General features: G+C 49.5%; 25 protein-coding genes. 13 read left to right on the top strand and 12 right to left on the bottom strand.

What is annotated here, in order from left to right:
• Positions 1–71: 71 nt before the first annotated feature.
• A complete protein-coding gene (locus AC0LWE_RS05010) occupies positions 72–806 on the bottom strand; it encodes a type 1 glutamine amidotransferase (protein WP_202666973.1) in 735 nt (244 codons plus the stop codon).
• 117 nt (positions 807–923) lie between these two features.
• On the opposite strand from AC0LWE_RS05010, the gene AC0LWE_RS05005 reads away from it, so the two are divergent.
• Complete coding sequence (locus tag AC0LWE_RS05005; protein WP_202667352.1) at positions 924–1,697, top strand: AraC family transcriptional regulator; 774 nt, start codon at positions 924–926, stop codon at positions 1,695–1,697.
• A gap of 61 nt (positions 1,698–1,758) precedes the next feature.
• On the opposite strand, the gene AC0LWE_RS05000 is transcribed toward AC0LWE_RS05005, so the two are convergent.
• Together AC0LWE_RS05000 and AC0LWE_RS04995 are read right to left on the bottom strand one after the other, a co-directional pair.
• Entirely contained in the window at positions 1,759–2,151 is a 393-nt protein-coding gene (locus AC0LWE_RS05000; RefSeq protein WP_202666972.1) for a VOC family protein, read from the bottom strand.
• Between the two features lie 223 nt (positions 2,152–2,374).
• On the bottom strand, positions 2,375–3,301 hold the full coding sequence (locus tag AC0LWE_RS04995; protein ID WP_219346774.1) for an alpha/beta fold hydrolase: 927 nt from the start codon (positions 3,299–3,301) through the stop codon (positions 2,375–2,377).
• Positions 3,302–3,393: 92 nt separating this feature from the next.
• Here AC0LWE_RS04995 and AC0LWE_RS04990 point away from each other — a divergent pair, with 92 nt between their 5' ends.
• The 4 genes from AC0LWE_RS04990 (at position 3,394) to AC0LWE_RS04975 (ending at position 6,821) form a co-directional block, all read left to right on the top strand.
• Entirely contained in the window at positions 3,394–3,969 is a 576-nt protein-coding gene (locus AC0LWE_RS04990) for a CGNR zinc finger domain-containing protein (RefSeq protein ID WP_219346773.1), read from the top strand.
• 529 nt (positions 3,970–4,498) lie between these two features.
• Entirely contained in the window at positions 4,499–5,068 is a 570-nt protein-coding gene (locus AC0LWE_RS04985; RefSeq protein ID WP_219346772.1) for a TetR/AcrR family transcriptional regulator, read from the top strand.
• Between the two features lie 61 nt (positions 5,069–5,129).
• Entirely contained in the window at positions 5,130–5,606 is a 477-nt protein-coding gene (locus AC0LWE_RS04980) for a nuclear transport factor 2 family protein (protein ID WP_059178265.1), read from the top strand.
• A 207-nt stretch (positions 5,607–5,813) separates the two neighbouring features.
• Positions 5,814–6,821, top strand: coding sequence for an alpha/beta hydrolase (locus tag AC0LWE_RS04975; RefSeq protein WP_219346771.1), 1,008 nt, complete (start codon positions 5,814–5,816; stop codon positions 6,819–6,821).
• An 84-nt stretch (positions 6,822–6,905) separates the two neighbouring features.
• Here AC0LWE_RS04975 and AC0LWE_RS04970 read toward each other — a convergent pair whose 3' ends face one another.
• Together AC0LWE_RS04970 and AC0LWE_RS04965 are read right to left on the bottom strand one after the other, a co-directional pair.
• Positions 6,906–7,145, bottom strand: a complete 240-nt coding sequence (locus AC0LWE_RS04970) for a DinI family protein (RefSeq protein WP_202665924.1) — start codon at positions 7,143–7,145, stop codon at positions 6,906–6,908.
• 576 nt (positions 7,146–7,721) lie between these two features.
• Positions 7,722–9,290: a methyl-accepting chemotaxis protein gene (locus tag AC0LWE_RS04965; RefSeq protein ID WP_219346770.1), complete on the bottom strand. Its 1,569-nt coding sequence runs from the start codon at positions 9,288–9,290 to the stop codon at positions 7,722–7,724.
• Between the two features lie 623 nt (positions 9,291–9,913).
• Between AC0LWE_RS04965 and AC0LWE_RS04960 the strand changes: the two genes are divergently transcribed.
• Positions 9,914–10,162, top strand: coding sequence for a GlsB/YeaQ/YmgE family stress response membrane protein (locus AC0LWE_RS04960; protein ID WP_012017053.1), 249 nt, complete (start codon positions 9,914–9,916; stop codon positions 10,160–10,162).
• A 126-nt stretch (positions 10,163–10,288) separates the two neighbouring features.
• Here the strand turns inward: AC0LWE_RS04960 and AC0LWE_RS04955 are convergent, their stop codons facing one another.
• Both AC0LWE_RS04955 and AC0LWE_RS04950 read right to left on the bottom strand, forming a co-directional pair.
• Positions 10,289–10,387, bottom strand: coding sequence for a YoaK family small membrane protein (locus AC0LWE_RS04955; protein WP_041689378.1), 99 nt, complete (start codon positions 10,385–10,387; stop codon positions 10,289–10,291).
• 42 nt (positions 10,388–10,429) lie between these two features.
• Entirely contained in the window at positions 10,430–11,458 is a 1,029-nt protein-coding gene (locus tag AC0LWE_RS04950; protein WP_219347707.1) for a sensor domain-containing diguanylate cyclase, read from the bottom strand.
• A gap of 309 nt (positions 11,459–11,767) precedes the next feature.
• On the opposite strand from AC0LWE_RS04950, the gene AC0LWE_RS04945 reads away from it, so the two are divergent.
• Both AC0LWE_RS04945 and AC0LWE_RS04940 read left to right on the top strand, forming a co-directional pair.
• The gene (locus tag AC0LWE_RS04945; RefSeq protein ID WP_059178259.1) at positions 11,768–12,010 is read left to right on the top strand and encodes a putative hemolysin; all 243 of its coding nucleotides are present in this window, start codon (positions 11,768–11,770) and stop codon (positions 12,008–12,010) included.
• A 76-nt stretch (positions 12,011–12,086) separates the two neighbouring features.
• Complete coding sequence (locus tag AC0LWE_RS04940; RefSeq protein ID WP_059178258.1) at positions 12,087–12,392, top strand: hypothetical protein; 306 nt, start codon at positions 12,087–12,089, stop codon at positions 12,390–12,392.
• Position 12,393: 1 nt separating this feature from the next.
• Here the strand turns inward: AC0LWE_RS04940 and AC0LWE_RS04935 are convergent, their stop codons facing one another.
• Positions 12,394–12,768, bottom strand: coding sequence for a DUF488 domain-containing protein (locus AC0LWE_RS04935; protein ID WP_474264958.1), 375 nt, complete (start codon positions 12,766–12,768; stop codon positions 12,394–12,396).
• A complete protein-coding gene (locus tag AC0LWE_RS04930) occupies positions 12,755–13,258 on the bottom strand; it encodes a 2-thiouracil desulfurase family protein (RefSeq protein ID WP_219346769.1) in 504 nt (167 codons plus the stop codon). Before AC0LWE_RS04930 ends, AC0LWE_RS04935 begins: the two co-directional genes overlap by 14 nt.
• A 159-nt stretch (positions 13,259–13,417) precedes the next feature.
• Here AC0LWE_RS04930 and AC0LWE_RS04925 point away from each other — a divergent pair, with 159 nt between their 5' ends.
• Complete coding sequence (locus tag AC0LWE_RS04925) at positions 13,418–14,125, top strand: CTP synthase C-terminal region-related (seleno)protein (RefSeq protein WP_219346768.1); 708 nt, start codon at positions 13,418–13,420, stop codon at positions 14,123–14,125.
• Positions 14,126–14,158: 33 nt separating this feature from the next.
• On the opposite strand, the gene AC0LWE_RS04920 is transcribed toward AC0LWE_RS04925, so the two are convergent.
• The gene (locus tag AC0LWE_RS04920; RefSeq protein WP_131487054.1) at positions 14,159–15,346 is read right to left on the bottom strand and encodes a CynX/NimT family MFS transporter; all 1,188 of its coding nucleotides are present in this window, start codon (positions 15,344–15,346) and stop codon (positions 14,159–14,161) included.
• 99 nt (positions 15,347–15,445) lie between these two features.
• Between AC0LWE_RS04920 and AC0LWE_RS04915 the strand changes: the two genes are divergently transcribed.
• Positions 15,446–16,237, top strand: coding sequence for an AraC family transcriptional regulator (locus AC0LWE_RS04915; RefSeq protein WP_059178253.1), 792 nt, complete (start codon positions 15,446–15,448; stop codon positions 16,235–16,237).
• Here AC0LWE_RS04915 and AC0LWE_RS04910 read toward each other — a convergent pair.
• Positions 16,221–16,667 (bottom strand): DUF441 domain-containing protein, encoded by a 447-nt coding sequence (locus AC0LWE_RS04910; RefSeq protein WP_012017062.1) that lies wholly within the window; start codon positions 16,665–16,667, stop codon positions 16,221–16,223. The genes AC0LWE_RS04915 and AC0LWE_RS04910 overlap by 17 nt on opposite strands.
• A gap of 110 nt (positions 16,668–16,777) precedes the next feature.
• Here AC0LWE_RS04910 and AC0LWE_RS04905 point away from each other — a divergent pair, with 110 nt between their 5' ends.
• Entirely contained in the window at positions 16,778–16,972 is a 195-nt protein-coding gene (locus AC0LWE_RS04905) for a hypothetical protein (protein WP_131487056.1), read from the top strand.
• Positions 16,973–17,044: 72 nt separating this feature from the next.
• Positions 17,045–17,149 (top strand): small membrane protein YoaI, encoded by a 105-nt coding sequence (gene yoaI / locus AC0LWE_RS04900; RefSeq protein ID WP_096759518.1) that lies wholly within the window; start codon positions 17,045–17,047, stop codon positions 17,147–17,149.
• A gap of 23 nt (positions 17,150–17,172) precedes the next feature.
• Here yoaI and AC0LWE_RS04895 read toward each other — a convergent pair whose 3' ends face one another.
• On the bottom strand, positions 17,173–17,670 hold the full coding sequence (locus AC0LWE_RS04895; RefSeq protein WP_059178252.1) for a YbaK/prolyl-tRNA synthetase associated domain-containing protein: 498 nt from the start codon (positions 17,668–17,670) through the stop codon (positions 17,173–17,175).
• A 150-nt stretch (positions 17,671–17,820) separates the two neighbouring features.
• On the opposite strand from AC0LWE_RS04895, the gene AC0LWE_RS04890 reads away from it, so the two are divergent.
• Positions 17,821–18,717 carry a diguanylate cyclase gene (locus AC0LWE_RS04890; protein ID WP_202666964.1) on the top strand — a complete coding sequence of 299 codons (897 nt, stop codon included), beginning with the start codon at positions 17,821–17,823 and terminating at the stop codon, positions 18,715–18,717.
• Positions 18,718–18,739: the final 22 nt, after the last annotated feature.

Here is an 18,739-nt window from a genome sequence, read left to right as displayed (position 1 = left end):
ATCCTGATCGCGCAGGTGCCAGGAGCGGAAGTTGGAAATGATGGCAGAGTAAATAAACTCACGAGATCTCCTTATGGCTGTGTTTGATACTTTTGCTGATAGCGCGCGACAAGTTTGTCGAGAAAAGTGAACAGAGCCTTGTTCATTTCACGGTAATCGTGTGCACGAAGTATTTCTGCCGTATCGACGAACCGATATTCTGCGGCCCGCCTCAGATCGTTCTCGGAATGGGCAATCAAAAGCTCAACTTCAGCTAATGTGAACTCCATATGGCACTGAAATCCATACACCAGCTCCGAGTAAGCCACGATCTGACGTGGGCATCCTGTGCTGTAAGCGATAATCTCTGCATCAGGAGTTAGGCCTGGCATGTCGTTATGCCAGTGACCGACGTCAAGAATCGGCCCAAAATGCGAGAACATCTCATTTTTTGCGCCTGCTTCTGTCAGGATAATCGGGAACTTACCAATTTCCTTCTCCGGGCTATGGGCAAACGGCGCACCGAGCGCTTCGCCAATTAACTGAGCGCCTAAGCAAACACCGATGACAGCTTTACCCGCGTTCACTGCTGAGGCGATTAACGCTTGTTCTCCTTTGGAATCAAAATGAGCACATTTTTCAACGGTGAATGAAGGGTCCTGCGGCCCCCCCATAATGATTAATAAGTCGATGCCTTCAGCATCAGTTGGACGTTTTTCACCGGTATAAACACGAGAGAATGTGACTTCATGATCGCGTTCTCTGGCCCATGTTTCATAGGCGCCCGGGGCTTCAAAATGTTCATGTACGATAAAGTGAACTCGCATTGGGAAATGCTCCTGAATTAACTGTGATAATCTTCATGTTGAGTCACTCACTCAGCCAGCTGTCATATTTAGGGTGAATCCAACATCGATATCATAATGGCAGGGACTAAATCTGAAATGCCAGGTAGTATAGATAAAACGCCAAGACATGATGCAGTCACTGGCTGGTCAAGCACAGCAATTAGCTATCAGCGCGGAGAGGTAGACCCTCCCCATCATCATATTGAAGGGCAACTTCTCTTTGCTACCACGGGCGTTATGCTTGTTGAAACAGAGGGTCAGCGGTGGGTAATCCCCCCTCAGCGAGCCTTGTGGTTGCCACCTCTTCATATCCACAGTTACACCCTTTTGTCGCAAACCGATCTGAGGGCCGTCTATTTTAGTAAAAGCCTTATTGCGGAGTGCACGAGCTTTATTAAGAGCCACCACGTACATGTGATTACGGCTACAGCGCTGGTGAAAGAGCTGATAACCGGATTATTCAGTGAGCAATATAGCAGGCCGGTTCAACGGAAAATGGCGTTAATTCTTCTGGAAATTATCAGCGAGGCCTCCCCTATATCAGCAGAGCTTCCTGTACCGAATGATGAGCGCCTGTATCGCGCTGTCAGAGAACTGTTGGTCAACCATCGCTGGGAAGCATCCCTCAGCGATCTGGCATTTATCGCTTCCATGTCTGAACGTACGTTCTCACGGCTATTTATAAAGGACACAGGTTTCAGCTTCAGAACATGGAAGCAACGAGCAAGAATTTGTGCTTCGTTAGATCTCCTCGCAAATGGTATCCCAATTAAGCAGGTCGCTTACCAGCTTGGCTTTTCATGCCCGGCCGCATTTACTGCGGCTTTTCGCACTATTCTGAATTCTACGCCGCGCGATTTTTTGCCGTAATCTATTCTAGCGGCTAGACTGTGGCACTGAAAATCGCCTGATGGCGAGTCTCAGAAACCCCTTATCCAGGATAATAAAATTCAATTCTTATCCCACTCGGCTCATAGCACATCATATGCATCGACGGTCCTTCTCTGATAAAGGTTGGCTCGAATTCGATTTCAATTTTGTTCGCCTTTAATACATCAACAAGCTGAAACAGCGCTTCTTTACTTTTAACCCGCAAAGCTAAGTGATGGAGTCCGATATTCAATTTACGATCAAATTTTACTGGCTCCTCTGTTTGCGTTTTCCAGAGGGTGATCGTCAGTGCGTCGTCTTTCACAAAGATGGCCGGATAATCTTCACGTCGTTTAATTTCTTCCCAACCTAATACTTTAATAAAGAACTCAGCGCTTTCTTCAAGATTTGATACGGATAAACCAATATGTTGCACACCGGAAGTTACTGACATGAGTATTTTTCCTTCAGAGAATAACGTTAGCCAACGTTTTAATTGCTAATTGCTAATTGCTAATTGCTAATTGCTAATCGCGCTGGCTGGATTTCATACTTTTTATTCAGCAGACAAATTCATGCCTTCATCGAAGGCCATGATGGCTTCCACGCGTATTTCTGTTTTTTTGGCGACTCCCTTCGCCGTCCTGTACCTGAGGCCGTTTTTTTCACGAAGAGAGTTAATCTGGCCGGCGGATATGCCGGTCCAGAAAGTCGCGAACATCAATACCTATCTCTTTTGCATGAGTTTCGAGAGCGAAGTGGCCGGTATCGTAGAAGTTAATGACGGCATCAGGAATATCGCGTTTCCAGGCTTCAGCGCCCGCAGCCATGAAAAAGGGATCATGTTTTCCCCAGACGGCTAATAGCGGGGGCTGATTATCACGAAAATAGCGCTGGAATTGAGGATACATCATGACATTTGAGGCGTAGTCCAGCAGCAGGTCGAGCTGGATTTCTGCATTGCCAGGGCGCAATACCTGCATCCCTTCTAGCGAATAGCCATCAGGTGAAACAAGACTCTGGTCTGGAACGCCTTCCAGATACTGCCATTTTATTGAAGCCGGCGTCGGAAATTCACTCAAAGCACGTCGGTTCTCTGGTGTGGGATCGCGCCAGTATGTCTGAATGGGCGCCCAGGCTTCTCCCAGTCCCTCCTCATAAGCGTTGCCATTCTGGGAAATGATGGCGGTCACACGCTGCGGATGTGCTAACGCCAGCCGCCAGCCGACAGGTGCGCCGTAGTCATGAACCATCAGAGCATAGGTATTGAGATCAAGTTCTTGGGTGAACTGGTCAATTGTCTCAGCAAGCTGGTCAAAGGTATAAGCATATTCACCTCTCTCCGGAGCTTCGGTAAAACCAAAGGCCGGTAAATCGGGCGCAATCAGATGATAACGGTCGGCCAGTTGGGTAATGAGGTCGCGAAACATAAATGATGAACCCGCGAAGCCATGAAGCATCAGGAGGGTAGGCGATGCCGGATCGCCTGCCTCACGGTAGAAAACCTTAACGTTGCCTGCCTGTTTGTATCGGTAATGAATAGTGAGATCGGGTGAGGTTGATGCGTTATCTGCAGCAGAAAGCCCGGTGGTGGAAGATGCCATGACAAACCTCTTGTAACCATTAAAGTGTGGAATTGAAGGTTACAAGTAAATTTGGTAACCTGTCAAAATTATTTTATGAGTTACGGATTACTATGGATTCCAAACAACTTTCTTCCCCGCCTCTTTTTTTGGCCGATAACCTCGCACTGGATTTCATTAACAGCGAATATGGGACTGGGAGTGATCGACATGATTGTTTTGAAAACGATCACAGCGTCATAGAGTGGCTGATCGTGACGGGCCTTGTCTCAGAAGGCACTCAGGCACCCGCCGGATTATTAACGGAAGCTCGCCAGCTCCGTGAAGCCTCAAGGGCTGTCGTACACGCAGCGATGAACTCTGTTGCGGTAAATTTGGATGTCATTAACAGGATCCTTGAGAAAGGGCATCCTCTGACGAGACTGCAATGGGATGAGGATGTTCAGCGCTATCACGTCGATTCTCATGCTGCCAGTCATAGCCCCGCAAGCCTTCTCTGGCCCGTTGCCGATGCACTGGTGAAACTGGTCACTGGCGATAAATTTGAATTCGTGCGCCAGTGTGAAGCGCATAACTGTATTTTACTTTTCCACGATTTGAGTAAATCGCATCGCCGCCGCTGGTGCAGTATGGCGACGTGTGGCAATCGCATGAAAGTGGCGGCTTTCAGAAACAGGAAGAATGCATAGCGACCCTGACCGCTCCCCCAATGGGACGGGCTCAAAGCTCGTCTCGCCTGCATCGAAGCAGGACACCGATAAAACGTCTGGACGCTGTGGCTCAGGTTACGCTCAGCGCTTATGATTTGAGGTTTAAAGTGAACTGGCTTTTATTCAAAGGGCGATGGTATTTGATCTCTCCATTGCCGCTACATGACGAGTTCAAGTTAACCGTACCCGGTGAGCGTACCTGTATTATTCTCGACAGACGGCAGATGGAGCGGGCGGTTAGAGAGAGTCTGGCGTTCTCAGACAGCCCTTATGTGCCGGGTATGCCTCAGCGTTGATGACCTTATTTCATCACGAAATTTCATTTTATTTTCTTTTCACAAGATTTTTTATCCAGCCTCTCCGCTATAGCAGCATCATCATACGAAGCCTCGCTGTTAGCAGTATAACTATTGATTTAAAACGCATTTATTGATGATCACACCTGTAATTCAAAAAGATTTATTAATGAGTGCTTGATTAGGTAGAACGATCGTTCTACTATTATCCTATGAACAAAAACACAATGAACACACGAGAGAAAATTCTCGCCACCGCTGAACAGCTTATCTATCAGAACGGTATTCATGCGACCGGTATGGATCTTCTGGTGAAAACCTCAGGCGTGGCCCGAAAAAGTATTTATCGCTATTTCGCCAACAAAGACGAAGTGGCGGCAGCAGCGCTGAACGCGCGTGATCTCCGCTGGATGGAGTGGTTCAGGGCTGAATGCGACAAAGCGGATACCCCGGAGGACCGCATCCTGAATATATTCACCGTACTTAAAGGCTGGTTTGAGTCAGACGGTTATCGCGGATGCGCGTTCATTAATACTGCTGGTGAAGTGGGTGACAGTGCCGATCCTGTTCGCCAGATCGCCAAACTGCATAAACAGAAATTACTGGATTACACGCTCGAACTCACCGGGCAACTGAATATTGAGCAGTCTTCATCCCTGGCCAGGCAGTTGCTGATACTGATTGAAGGTGCCATCACCCTGTCGCGTGTTATGGGCGATTACAGCGCCGCAGATGATGCGCGAGATATTGCTCAGCTGTTATTAAAACAGGTCTCGCAATAGAGACCTGAGTTCCACAGATGAAATACTCACTGAAATATCCAATTTTACTGGAGGCACCACCATGTCTGATTCACAAACTCGTCCGCCACTTCCCCCGTTCACTCGCGAATCAGCGATTGAAAAGGTAAGACTTGCTGAAGATGGCTGGAACAGCCGCGATGCGGAAAAGGTATCGCTTGCTTATTCTCTGGACACGAAATGGCGTAACCGCGCAGAGTTTGCAAATAATCGTGAAGAAGCCAAAGGGTTTCTTGAACGCAAGTGGAAAAAAGAACTCGAGTATCGTCTCATCAAAGAGTTATGGGCTTTTGGCGGTAATCGCATCGCGGTCCGATACGCCTATGAATGGCGCGATGACTCGGGTAACTGGTTCCGTTCTTACGGAAACGAAAACTGGGAATTCGGAGAAGATGGCCTGATGCAGCATCGTTTCGCGTGTATCAATGACATGCCTATTAAGGAAAGCGAACGCAAGTTCCATTGGCCTCTGGGACGTCGTCCGGACGATCATCCGAGCCTGTCAGATCTGGGTCTGTAATTCAGTCAATTGTCTCCCTGGATGCCCAAGGCTTCTGTTTTGACCGGGGCCTTTCTCCGCCAGATGATGTAATAAAATAATGGCAGAGTAGGGGAACACTTTTTCATTTTAAACGTGCGTAGTATTTGCAGGGTGAAATACGATGGATAAATCGCGCACATATATAGCGCGCGATATAATAGTAAGCAATTTTAATTGGACGGTACTATGAATCTTAAATCTGCGTTAATGACTGCTGCAATGGCAGCCATTTCAGTTAACAGCTTTGCCGCTGATCCTCAACCAGAACGTCACGTGCAGGCGTTCCTGAATGCCCTGAACAGCGGTGGAGGGAAGCCTATTGAGCAGTTGTCTCCTCAGGACGCGCGCCAGGTGTTGATCAACGCACAGAAAGGGGCGAAGCTGCCCGCCGCGGATGTCAGTGAAAAAACAATCAGCATTGATGGCAAAGAAATAATGCTGACTATTGTGAAGCCTCATAACACGACCGGAACCTTGCCCGTATTTATGTTCTTCCACGGCGGCGGCTGGATCCTGGGTGATTTCGCGACGCATGAGCGGCTCGTTCGCGATCTGGTTAATGAGTCTGGAGCGGCGGCCGTTTTTGTGAACTACACGCCATCTCCGGAAGCACATTTCCCTGTTGCGATTAATCAGGCTTATGTGGCAACCCGCTGGGTAGCTGAGCACGGAAATGAAATTGGCGTCGACGGAAAACGCCTGGCCCTGGTTGGCAACAGTGTTGGTGGAAATATGGTTGCAGCTGTCGCGCTGCAGGCAAAACACCATAAGTCGCCAGCAATCCGCTATGACGTTATGCTCTGGCCCGTTACTGACACTCATTTCAATACCGATTCTTATAATCAATACGAGAACGGGTATTTCCTGTCGCGTAACATGATGAAGTGGTTCTGGGATGCTTACACCACAAAAGAGAGCGATCGTAATAACATTCTTGCTTCACCGCTGCGCGCCACATCTGAGCAGCTGCAGGGTCTGCCGCCCACTCTGATCCAGACGGCCGAATTTGATGTATTGCGTGATGAAGGTGAAGCTTTTGGCCGCAAACTGGATGCCGCCGGTGTAAACGTGACGGTTACCCGTTACAACGGATTAATCCATGATTACGGTCTGCTCAACGCACTGAGTGATGTTCCTGCCGTGCGGACTGCTATCGGACAGGCAGGTTATCAGCTGAAAGAACATCTGAAATAACGCCTAGATGACCAGCCGGCTCAACGGCTGGTCATCCCTGACTCGTTCCCGTTTTATGCGCCAGAACTCCCAAAACCGCCATCTCTATTCCATCACCATCCAGGCGTCCGCCTCTTCAAACATCTCTTCAAGCATACGGTTCAGTTTTTCACGATCGCTTTTACTTGCATCGCTGTTTAAGCCGTTCGCTTGCATCGGTTTAACCTTCACAATCGCATCGGGGAAAATACGATGCACGCGTTTGGTTAACTCATTCAGAATGATGTCACTCGCACCGACCAGACCCTGAACGTTACGCTTGTCATACACGAGCTCAACAAACATACTTACCTCAATAACTGTTTTTATATACAGCATTTTCACTGGTCACGCTGAAAGAGTCAAGAACGCATCAGATAAATGAGGCTTAAAAATCATTCTGATAAATGCCTCTGATTTCATCACGCGTTAAGGGAGGTAAAAATGAACCCACTTCGCAGCGACGGAAGCTAGCTGGAAATGCGTTTCGCTTGAAAAGAAGTGTCACACTTGGCTGGTGTAAAAATTCACCGAACCCTTTTCTGCCAGCTACGCTTAGAGAGGTAACAAACAGTGGGAGGGGTTATGCTGACTCATTCTGAAGCGAAACGATGGGCGTCTGTAATGTTGAAATCAGCGTTGTGTGACGGCATGAAAACGGATGAGATTTCTCGGCAGGTGCATCTTATTTGCGACCACCACGGAAGAGAATGTCTTGAAGAATTGATCGAAGAAATCTTAATAGAAGCAGGGCGGTTAGGACCCAAACACAGCGCCGGAGAGATTGCCCAGCATTGAGTCCATTTGACTGCAAACTACTTTTGATGAGAATCCGGGAGCGTGCTCGCTCCCGGGTTAATCGTTTTGTTTCTTAAAAATTAATTAAAACGTCTGTTTCACTTTAAAGATCGACACGGACTGGGTCAGTAAGTTTGCCTGGTTATTCACACCCGATGCCGTCGTTGCCACTTCCTCAACTAACGCTGCGTTTTGCTGAGTCACGTGATCCATCTGGGTGATCGCCACGCGAATTTGCTCCACGCCACGGCTTTGCTCTTGTGAGGCTAAAGCAATGTTGTCCATCATCACGTTGACCTTACTGACGGCACTGCTGATATCCAGCATGGTCTTGCTGGTTCTGTTTGCCAGCTCAGCCCCTTCCTGAATATACAGCGTGGATTCGTTGATGAGACCGGTTATCTCTTTTGCAGAGTCGGTACAGCGACGCGCCAGATTTCTGACTTCACCGGCGACCACGGCAAATCCGCGACCGGATTGTCCAGCTCGCGCAGCCTCAACCGCGGCATTCAGCGCCAGGATGTTGGTCTGGAATGCAATGCTATCGATAACGCTGATAATATCGACCATCTTCTGTGCGCTCAGGCTGATGGCATCCATTTTCTGCATCATATTCTGCATTTGTTCTTCACCTGCGGTTGCGATACCTGCTGCATTTTGCACCATATGCGAAGCCTGAAGCGCGTTGTCGGTATTCATTTTCACCGTTGAGGTAATCTGCTCCATGCTGGCTGCTGTTTCAACAACGGCTGCGGCTTGTTCTTCAGTGCGACGCGACAGGTCGCTATTTCCTGCAGAAATTTCTTGAGTACCAATATTAATAGACTCCACCCCCTGTCGAATAGTGACAACGGTAGAGTTCAGCTCTGCCTGCATCGTTTGTAATGATGCGAACAATAAACCAATTTCATTCGTACTGGTAACGTGAATATCCGATGTTAAATTCCCTTTACCAATGTGTTCGAAATGTTGGGCAACCTCACTGAGAGGGCGAATTAATGTATTTCGCATCCACAAGTTGATAAAGATGAATAATACGATGGCGATAGCAAGCAGGCTGACCATTATAAGTATGGCAAAATGATAAGAACGGTTGCTGTAATCAATCACTTTAGCCAGATTATGCTGAGTAGCCGTAATATAGGATTGGTACTCACTGTCCCATGCCTGCCGCGCCTTAAGCGTTGCACTTTGGTTCGCGACAAAAATTGGCTTAAGATCCTCCGCTCCTGTTGCATTGATAACAGAACTCGCATTATGGTTAATAACGCTAACTTGTTGGTCGTAGCTGTTTTGCATTCTTTCACCCAGCTCTGGCTGAGTGGTGGAGAGACCCGGGATTTTCACAAATTGCTGATACTGTATCTCGGCAGATTGCATTTCTTTCTCAATACTGGCTTTCACAGCAGGTTCGTCGATATCCTCGCCATGTATTTTTGCCTGGGTTACGGTATCAATTATGATACGGGCACGCAAAATAGCATCGCGCGCAGAATTAAGCGCTTTTTGTTCGGCGGCATTGTAGTTTAACGTTTGAATATCACTGTTACTGTGCCACAGGAAATAGAGACCAAGGCCGCTTGAGAGAAATAGCATTAAAGTAAAAGATGCTAGAACAATTAATAGCCCCACCCTGATTTTAATATTTTTCAAAATAAACTCCTTTGTACCCTTTGCCGATGAAACGTTAGTTGACGTGATTATCGGCAGCGGTAATGGAGGCTTGATTCAGATAGACCACAAAACACACCTAAATCCAAAATATGAAGTTTAACGTTTTATTTTGGTTTCTTTTCGAGACGAAAAGTTGATGATCCTAACGCGTATATATTAACGATGAGGGTTGTTTATGTTTTTTCAGGTAATTCAATTAAATAGTGTTTTGCAGGTGTTTTTGTCTGCGTTATCCCAGTACCGAGGCGATCTGCAACATCATGCATCCCAGACATCGTGCTGATGACCCTCGGGAGATAAATCGGTAACGGAAGGCAAAAAAAAGCCCACCAAAAGTGGGCAAGAAATACTGGAAGCAATGTGAGCAATGTCGTACTAAATACCTGAGTGTTTTACTCAACTATTCAGTAATGAGAAAGATAATTCTTCTCATCCAAAGATGCAACCCCATCTTTTGTGTGGCGGATAATTTTTTTGTTGTCGATAAAATACGCAACCAGTCACTGTGATGCCTATCACAAATTTCCTTTCTGAGATCCTGTGCTATCCTTTTCTGTGTTGTTGATTTAGTAACAAAAACCAAACAGAGAGGGAAGCTAGCTATGGGAATTTTATCCTGGATTATTTTTGGTCTTATTGCGGGGATTCTGGCGAAGTGGATTATGCCAGGCAAAGACGGCGGTGGGTTCTTCGTCACCGTGATTCTGGGTGTCATTGGTGCCGTGGTCGGTGGCTGGATCAGCACCTTGTTCGGTTTTGGTAAAGTCGATGGATTCAACTTCGGCAGCTTTGCCGTCGCCGTCATTGGTGCGTTGGTCGTTCTGTTTATCTACAGAAAAATCAAAAGTTAAGCATTGAACATGTCAAAAAGGCTGCCATCAGGCGGCCTTTTTGCGTTTGGATCACCACCAGCCTAGCTGGCTGCCCGCGACGGCCACAACGGCGATGATTAACATAATGATGGTTGTCTTTCTCACTTATGCCCCTGGAGCGGCGTAGCCGCCGACAAAAAACCACGTTAAAAAGACCACTGCCGTTATAAAAATAACGACCGGGAACACAATTCCAATCCGCATGACATTACCTTATGGGTTTATTTGTCGCCAGAGTTTACGGGGTTAATCCGATGGGAGAAAGCGCGTTTTGCTTTTCTCTTTTTTATTACGATACATCTCAGCATCTGCGGCGCGTAATGCACCGTCAGCATCAACGTGTAAAGGATCGACAGAGACGATGCCTAAACTGGCACCGGGGTAGACGATATGCACATTTCCCAACCAATATTCTCCAGCGATACAGGCACTGACCTGCTTCCTGAGAATATTCACCTGTGTGTTATCGGCTTCGGTATTCTCTTTGCTAAGACACGCCACCAGGAACTCGTCACCACCTAATCGGCCAACAATATCATCCTCCGTTTGGCCCGTGGTTAACCGCTTACCGACCTCAACCAAAAATTGATCGCCGGTCTCATGGCCATAACGGTCATTAATAAGTTTGAAATCGTCCAGATCGATATAGGCGATGATCGCATTGCGTTTGAGATGGCGCGCGAGCGAGAAAAGGGTGGTGAGGTTTTCAAAAATCGCGCGGCGATTCGGCAGCCCGGTTAGCGCATCGGTATACGAATGGGCAATCAGCGCAGCGTTTGCTTCGCGCAACTGCATGACCAGCGACTCTTTTTGGATGTACTGCGCGATAAGACCGGCAAACAGCTGTAACACCTGTTCACCGCGATGGCTCAAGGTTTTCTTTTCCGAGCTGGTGGCGCAGAGCGTACCGTACAGCGAACCATCTGCCAGATGAATGGGAATACTCATGTAGGTGGTGATGCCCAGCGTTTTTGCCGCATCGCAATCTGCCCAGCGTCCTGCCACGTCATCACTGTAAAAACAACGGCTCTCAATAGCCCGTTTGCACAATGTCTCTCCCCAGGGGACGCTCAGCCCTTCAGGGATCTGCATCTGTTTACTGTTGCGGGCATAAAGAATGTGCTGCAAACGTGCGTTGATATCGACTTTTGTGAGATAGGTCGATTCCATTTCGGTGACAATCTCAAGCATTTCCAGCAGTTGACGTACCAGGCTTTCGAGTGATTGTTCGGTTGCGAGAGTTTCTGAAACACGGGCAAGAATAATATCCGACATGACGTGGGTAGACTCCCATGCAGAAGACGTCAGTATCTGCATGCTATGCTGAATTTTTCGACTGTGGGGTGTAGTAAAACATGAATACAGAGAATTTAATATATCAGCAGAAGTGCCTGCTATTTTTGGTGGGAAAAAGGCCCCGCGCGTGAGGCGGGGCAAAGACATCTTGATTACGGAATGATGTTCTCTGGTCAGGGAGAACGCGCTCACTGTAGGGCGAAAAAGTGCAGAATTGATGGAGAAATCATGGAGAAAACCCCGCTCAGTCGTTACGCTTAGCGCTCTTTTTTTCGAAAGGACACTATTATGCGATATCTGTTACTGGCAATGGCGCTGCCATTAGCCGCTTGTTCTACCCCGCCAGAAGCCCCAAAACCGCCGGAAATTGGTATGGCAAATCCAGCAGCCGTTTACTGCGTGAAGAAAGGCGGAGAGCGGGTTCCGGTGCAAAGTCCGCAGGGCATACGCACAGAATGCAAGTTGCCAGGCGGTGAAGTGATGGATGAGTGGGATCTGTTCCGACGCGATCATCCGACGCCAGCCAGGTGACATCCCGCAATTGATTGCGATACAATTCTCTTTAGGAATTATCTTAGCCTGCGGGCGAGTACATCACGAGAGAAGAATGTTTCAGTTAAAACCGGGTTGTTTGGCAATGATTATTGGCGCCCGCACGTCCGCAGGGCGTTGTAATATCGGCAAATCCGTTGAGCTTTTTGAGCTTTGTCAGCCGGGTTTGCGTTTCCTGAATCCTGTCAACGGGGTCATGACGGAGCTGCCTGCCACGGCGGATCGTGCCCTTTGGCTGGTGACCGGTGATGTTTATGCCTTCGATAAGCAACACGGTTTCGCGTTTATCCGCCCTGAACATTTGATGCCCCTGACGCCTGACGAAGCCCCGCAAATGCTCGACGAGCTTATGCTCGGTTAAATTACCGCTGCCGCTGCCGCTGCCGCTGCCGCTGCCGCTGCCGCAGCCAGTCGGCTAACACCAGTGCGTGGTTTTGTTCGGTATTTTTAGCCGCGTAAAGCAGCGTCACGGTCTGGTTTTTCGCCAGCGCGGCGATTCGTTTGCCTTCGTCCTCATGCTGGGCTAACTCCTGCTGATAGGCCTGGCTGAAGGCCGCAAAATCAATCGTCTCGCTGTGAAACGCTTTGCGTAATGTGCTGGAGGGCGCAAGCGTTTTGCACCACTCGTCATACGCTAAGTCAGATTTTTTAACCCCTCGCGGCCAGAGCCGATCGACCAGAACGCGATATCCGTCATCTTCGGTCGCTGCGTCATAGACGCGTTTACATTGAATCATTTTCTCTCTCCTCAACCCAGGCGATAAGCTCCATGAGCTGGTTATCGGAAAATACCTCTATACCGTGTTCGCGCAAGAGCGCTGCGGCGACGCCCATTCCAGCGTGTTTCTGCCCGGTGAAACTGCCGTCGTAAATGAACTCGCTGCCACATGTGGGGCTGCCGTCCGTGAGCAACGCCGCGCTGCAATCTGACGCCAGTGCCGCGCGCAACGCCAGCCAGGCGGCCAGTTGATAATGCCCGGAGACGTCGGTGCCGTCACTTTCCAGAATGCACGCGTTTCCCTCCATGACATCTTTTCCATTGCCTGCCACAATTTCTGCAGGTAAACGAGGAATTGACAGCCCTGCGGCCAGCTCCGGACAGTGCGTTACCAGCCGGTGTTCCTGCTGCCAGCGCTGGAGCGTTTCAGAAATCTGCGCCTTTTCACTGCCGTTATAGCGAACCTTGTGGCCCATCAGGCATGCGCTCACCAGAATCTTGGTTTTCATTGGGTGTAAGTCGGTCCAAAGAAGGGGTGAAAATACGCTAACACACTATAACACCACATTTTTCCCCCTCTAATTTAAGGTATTGTGATACGGGCAAAAGATCGGTAGGCTGAGGTTCCTTATGTTACCTGAATATTTTTCTGGCATATGGAACCTCTTATGGAACTCTCCCCGCTAAAAGATACGCTTCGCATTGCACTTGTTGGCGATTATAACCACGATGTTATTGCTCACCAGGCTATCCCTTTAGCCATTGATGATGCTGCCGCTGTGCTGGAAATAACAGCGGATTACGACTGGATCGCTACCACCGAGCTGCTCAGCCCCGAAGATTTAGTCGGCTACGACGCAATCTGGTTGGTTCCTGCAAGCCCCTATAAGAACGTTGATGGCGCCTTTATCGCTGCACGCTATGCCCGGGAAAATAGCATTCCGTTCCTGGGGACCTGCGGTGGATTCCAGCATGCGTTAATTGAATATGCACGCAACGTGTTGGGTTGGGATGATGCGGCACATGCTGAAACGGACAGTGAGGGCAGAATGGTGATCGCGCCGCTGACCTGTTCGCTGGTGGAGCAAACGGACACCATTGAATTACGTGCGAATACGCTGATTGCTAAGGCTTACGGCCGGGAAGAGATTGAAGAAGGGTATCACTGCAATTACGGCGTATCCCCTGAGTTCGCTCAAGAGCTGGAAAGCGGCGATATACGCGTGACGGGCTGGGATGAGCAGGGAGAAATTCGGGCTGTAGAGCTGGTTACGCATCCATTCTTTGTGGCAACGCTGTTCCAGCATGAGCGCGGTGCGCTGGCCGGTCGACCTGTGCCTCTCGTTCAGGCAATGCTTTACGCCGCTCGCGGATAAAAGGCAGACTCTTTAGCCTGCCTTTTATCGTTTTTAGTCGGGCGCGATCTCTCTGTCGCGTCCGGCAAGCACACCACAAATAGCCATCACCACAGCTGCCAGTGCGCAGGCCATAAGAGGAATGCGCCAGTCTCCCGCCGCATCGTGAATTTTACCCATCAACGGCGGCCCGCATGCAGCCAGCAGATACCCGACCGATTGCGCCATTCCTGACAGCGCTGCTGCCTGGTGTGCTGATCCGGCACGCAGCCCGATAAAGGTGAGACCCAGAATCATGGTGGCCCCTGACCCAAATCCAAAAATTAGCGTCCAGAGTATCGCCTGATCTGGAACAAACCAGAACCCTGCCGCGCTTACCGCGCACAGTAATGCCGTGAATCCAGCGATGCCGCGTTGGTCTTTAAGCCGATGCAACACCAACGGAACGGCAAGACCGGGCGCAGCCGTCGCCAGTTGTAACAAACCATGCATGGAACCTGCCTGCGTTTCGCTGTAGCCGTGGCTGAGTAAAATCGCCGGAAGCCAGCCGATAATCACATAATAAATCAGCGAGTTAATTCCCAAAAATATCGTCACCTGCCAGGCCAGGGGTGAGCGCCAGATCCCTCGGTTATGCAGCGCACGCGCACCGCTTAACGAGGCGGTGTGTTTCTGACGCCACTGCGGGAGCCAAAGGAGCAAAGCGAGAAGCGGAAAGACCATCAGCGCCAGAAGCGCTCCGTGCCAGCCCGCGCCGCTCAATGCCAGCGGCACAATCATGGCCGATCCCAACGCTGCCGCCGCGCCCATCGTCAGGGAATACGCGCCTGTGAGCTTTGCAACTTGCCCTGGAAAATCACGCTTAATCAGGCCGGGCAACAGGACGTTCCCGAGGGCAATCCCGCAGCCGATCACTGCCGTTCCGGCAAACAACAGCGTGGATGAGGGCAGGGAGCGAATACCAATGCCTGCGCAGATCAGCAGCAGAGCGATAAACAGACTGCGCTCCATACCTATACGACGCGCCACGCCCGCAGCCAGAGGCGAAATCAGGGCAAACGCCAGCAGCGGCAGAGTGGTGAGCAGGCCCGTCTGGGCAGTGGTCAGGCCATAGTCGTGACGAATAGTGTCCAACAGCGGGGCCGCACCGGTAAATGTCACGCGTAACGTCGTGGCGATCATCAGCATACCGGCGATCAGCAGCAGGCGATCTTTACCGGTGGAAGGGATGGCTGTAGTCATTATTTTCTCTTACCTCTTAACGAGTGCACACCATACCCGTTTCCCGTTGTGTTTGAATCAAGCTAAAATGACAGATTATCGCTCATATCGGACAACATTATGTTAGGTCTTGGACTCGACGGCTACGATCCAGACAGCCAGCACCATGCGGCAGTGGCGTTTCATATTCGCGTCGTGGAAGACGAGCAACGCATTCCGCGGCATCAGCATCGTAAAGGGCAATTGATCCTTGCCCTGCGTGGGGCGATTACCTGTGAAGTGGACAACGCCATGTGGATGGTACCGCCGCAATACGCGGTGTGGATACCCGGCCAGATCGTGCACAGTAACAAGGCAACGCCAGGGGCTCAGCTCTGTTTCCTGTTTATTGAACCCGGCGCGGTGACGCTACCGGATCGCTGCTGCACGCTTAAAATCTCTCCGCTGGTGCGCGAGTTAATTCTGACGCTGGCGAGCAAAACAGCGGGTCAGCTAGCGCTCCCCGCGACGTCCAGACTGACGGATGTTCTGTTCGATGAAATCCCACAGCAGCCGCAGGAGCAGCTGCAGCTTCCCGTCTCACCCCATCCGAAAATCCGCATGATGAGCAACACAATGGCGGAGCAACCCGCCGAATGGCAGACGCTGGCGCAATGGGCCAGCCACTTTGCGATGAGTGAGCGCAATCTGGCGCGGCTGGTGGTGAAGGAGACAGGGCTCAGCTTTCGCCGCTGGCGGCATCAACTGCAGCTGATTGTCGCGTTACAATTGCTGATTAGCGGCAAATCGGTCCAGCAGGTGGCGCAGTCACTCGGCTATGACTCCACTACGGCATTTATCACGATGTTCAGGAAAGGACTGGGGCAAACGCCGGGGCGCTATATTGCCAGTCTGTCTACGACTTCCCGATAAACAGTGAAACCAGTCCGGCGGCAATTAGCGGACCAACAGGAACACCGCGGAACAGCGCCACGCCCAGAACGGTCCCGACCAGTAAACCGGCGACCAGAGACGGCTGGGAACTCATCAGCGTCACACCGCGCCCGCCGAGCCACGAGACGAATACGCCCACGGCGATGGCGATCAGCGATTTCCAGTTCACAAAGGAGTGTAAAAGTGTGGACGCCGGTAAGGTGCCGCTGGCGATAGGGGCCATCACGCCAATGGTCAGAATAATTATCCCGATAGTGAGGCCTTGTTTTTCTATCCAGGGGAAGAAGGTGTTCAGCGGCGTGACGCGCACGATAATCAGCACCAGAATTGAAATCGCGACCGTGGTGTTGTGACTGATAAAGCCGAGTGCGGCCAGAGCCAGCAGGATCAGCAGGGTAGGGTCAAACATAAAGGGTTCCTTGCCAAAAAAAGTAAGCCTGCTTACTTTACCTTCAAAGGCGTGATTAAACAGGCTTTTATCAAAAAATCCGTTTTATTTATGCCGTTGCCAGAAGATGCGTGATTAACACTTTCCCCGGTGCGCTGTCAGGAGGCTTTACTCAAAAGAGAATTACCCGTTTCGATGTGGGCATCATCGCCAGGGGGCATGTTGCCGGGAAACCGGCCGGAATAAAGGAAATAGGCGTTGAGGTTGCGGCGAGAAAGTTATTTTTTCCGGAATCGTTACTGCGGCCATATTTTTCATCAGAATGACCTGATAGTGTCATGCCGCTGTCATTAAGGGACAGTAAAAAGGATATACAGAGCAAAAATGGAGGAATCAATATGCACGATCAAATGTTTATTGAGACGCTGATTATATCGTCCTCATTTTTTACCATTGCGATGATTATTGTGGCTTCCGTGATATTTCTTGAGAAACACGACTGACACACGTGCCAGTCGTTGCAAGATTATCGACGAAAAGTCACCAACTCAGGTTGAGCAATTCGCAGGTAATCGGCGGTGTTCATAATCACTGATTTTTCGAGCAGTCCCGCGTTAAACGCAATTTCGTCGAAACGTTCAAACAGCAACGGATCGGCAACCAGCGTTAACTGCGGATGAAAGCTGAACGGTGGAATCGCACCAAAGACGCACGCGGTGAGGTTGTCGACTTCTGCCGGGCTGGCGAGCGATGCTTTACTCCCGCCAAAATGGCTGGCGAGTTGGCTCAGGTCTGCCTGCTGATCGGCAGCGAGAATGGCCAGAACGTGTCTGTTTACACCATGACCTTTTACTTTGCACACCAGCGCTTTTGCCCCCTGGCCCAAATCGGTACCGCGAATTTCACTCACCGCTTCGCATTTCCCCACGGCTTCATGCTCCACAACCCGAAATTGAGCGCCATGCTCCGTTAGCAGTGCGATCAGTTGCTGGTGGGTTGTTGTATCTTTTATCATTTCCGACATGGCTATATTGCTTGTGATATTTGAATACAGGACTCATACGTTAGCACAGATTATTCATAAAAAACCAATTATAAATATACCTGCTCTGACAAAACTAAATACATAGTTCGTTACTCTTTGGCCAGTTATTAATTTGTGCCAGGAGTAGTAATGAATCGGAAATTCAAAGAGATTGATACGACCATTCGTGAATTGAACCATTCGACGGATGCACATTTTAAATGGTTGGTAAATATAATACGGTTTGTTGCCCGGCGTGATGTTTTATTATCAGACCTGACGTGCGATGATGCACATAATTTTTGTGATTTTGGCTATTGGCTAAATACGCAATTACAAGATGATAAAGAGGATGGGAATTATCTTCTTGATATCAACACTAAACACATTCATGTGCATAAGATGTGTCGCCAGCTTATAAAAACAATTGAGGACGGCGAACACAGCAATGCACCATTTGATGATTTCGAGACGGCGCTACTGGCATTTTCAGCCTCTGTGTCTCGCTATAAAGGGCACTTGCTTCAACTACGTACCAGCTATGATGCGTTGACCGGTCTGCCTTTGAGGCGAGTCCTTGATGAGTCATTTGACAGCATGAATGACGAGTTGGGTGATGCGGGATTATATTTGCTTCTGTTGGATGTCGATCATTTTAAAAAGATTAATGATAACTACGGACATTTAACAGGAGATGCCGTTTTGCGGTCATTAGCCCTTAATCTGGAAAATAATATCCGGCGTGCAGAATCTGTTTATCGCTATGGAGGGGAAGAGTTTATTATTCTGCTCCAGGCCGGCAGTGACAGAGAGGCAACTGAGGCAGCAGAACGTATACGCCGGGTAATAGCGGCATCAGAGACCGTAGCAGGCGATCACAGAGTTAAAATTACCTTTAGTTCAGGACTGACGCGTGTCAATCGTGGTGAAGCACTGCGAGAAGTGATGGAAAGAGCGGATGTGGCGCTTTATAAAGGCAAGCAGAGTGGAAGGAATTGCACGATCCTGATTAATAAAAACTTGGATTGTATTAATGTGAGTCATTAAGAAAACAGCCAGCAATCAATGC

Source organism: Lelliottia sp. RD5 (assembly GCF_056032945.1).
This window is presented reverse-complemented; position numbering and strand designations above follow the sequence as displayed.

Bases quoted from the DNA above. Each gene is read 5' to 3' on its own strand.
- AC0LWE_RS04980 (WP_059178265.1), top strand. From the start codon at position 5,130: ATGTCTGATTCACAAACTCGTCCGCCACTTCCCCCGTTCACTCGCGAA.
- AC0LWE_RS04915 (WP_059178253.1), top strand. From the start codon at position 15,446: ATGTTAGGTCTTGGACTCGACGGCTACGATCCAGACAGCCAGCACCAT.
- AC0LWE_RS04990 (WP_219346773.1), top strand. From the start codon at position 3,394: ATGGATTCCAAACAACTTTCTTCCCCGCCTCTTTTTTTGGCCGATAAC.
- AC0LWE_RS04890 (WP_202666964.1), top strand. From the start codon at position 17,821: ATGAATCGGAAATTCAAAGAGATTGATACGACCATTCGTGAATTGAAC.
- AC0LWE_RS04975 (WP_219346771.1), top strand. From the start codon at position 5,814: ATGAATCTTAAATCTGCGTTAATGACTGCTGCAATGGCAGCCATTTCA.
- yoaI (WP_096759518.1), top strand. From the start codon at position 17,045: ATGCACGATCAAATGTTTATTGAGACGCTGATTATATCGTCCTCATTT.
- AC0LWE_RS04910 (WP_012017062.1), bottom strand. From the start codon at position 16,667: ATGTTTGACCCTACCCTGCTGATCCTGCTGGCTCTGGCCGCACTCGGC.
- AC0LWE_RS04945 (WP_059178259.1), top strand. From the start codon at position 11,768: ATGCGATATCTGTTACTGGCAATGGCGCTGCCATTAGCCGCTTGTTCT.
- AC0LWE_RS04970 (WP_202665924.1), bottom strand. From the start codon at position 7,145: ATGTTTGTTGAGCTCGTGTATGACAAGCGTAACGTTCAGGGTCTGGTC.
- AC0LWE_RS04995 (WP_219346774.1), bottom strand. From the start codon at position 3,301: ATGGCATCTTCCACCACCGGGCTTTCTGCTGCAGATAACGCATCAACC.
- AC0LWE_RS04960 (WP_012017053.1), top strand. From the start codon at position 9,914: ATGGGAATTTTATCCTGGATTATTTTTGGTCTTATTGCGGGGATTCTG.
- AC0LWE_RS04925 (WP_219346768.1), top strand. From the start codon at position 13,418: ATGGAACTCTCCCCGCTAAAAGATACGCTTCGCATTGCACTTGTTGGC.
- AC0LWE_RS04920 (WP_131487054.1), bottom strand. From the start codon at position 15,346: ATGACTACAGCCATCCCTTCCACCGGTAAAGATCGCCTGCTGCTGATC.
- AC0LWE_RS04955 (WP_041689378.1), bottom strand. From the start codon at position 10,387: ATGCGGATTGGAATTGTGTTCCCGGTCGTTATTTTTATAACGGCAGTG.
- AC0LWE_RS04950 (WP_219347707.1), bottom strand. From the start codon at position 11,458: ATGTCGGATATTATTCTTGCCCGTGTTTCAGAAACTCTCGCAACCGAA.
- AC0LWE_RS05000 (WP_202666972.1), bottom strand. From the start codon at position 2,151: ATGTCAGTAACTTCCGGTGTGCAACATATTGGTTTATCCGTATCAAAT.
- AC0LWE_RS04935 (WP_474264958.1), bottom strand. From the start codon at position 12,768: ATGATTCAATGTAAACGCGTCTATGACGCAGCGACCGAAGATGACGGA.
- AC0LWE_RS05010 (WP_202666973.1), bottom strand. From the start codon at position 806: ATGCGAGTTCACTTTATCGTACATGAACATTTTGAAGCCCCGGGCGCC.
- AC0LWE_RS04940 (WP_059178258.1), top strand. From the start codon at position 12,087: ATGTTTCAGTTAAAACCGGGTTGTTTGGCAATGATTATTGGCGCCCGC.
- AC0LWE_RS05005 (WP_202667352.1), top strand. From the start codon at position 924: ATGCCAGGTAGTATAGATAAAACGCCAAGACATGATGCAGTCACTGGC.
- AC0LWE_RS04895 (WP_059178252.1), bottom strand. From the start codon at position 17,670: ATGTCGGAAATGATAAAAGATACAACAACCCACCAGCAACTGATCGCA.
- AC0LWE_RS04985 (WP_219346772.1), top strand. From the start codon at position 4,499: ATGAACAAAAACACAATGAACACACGAGAGAAAATTCTCGCCACCGCT.
- AC0LWE_RS04930 (WP_219346769.1), bottom strand. From the start codon at position 13,258: ATGAAAACCAAGATTCTGGTGAGCGCATGCCTGATGGGCCACAAGGTT.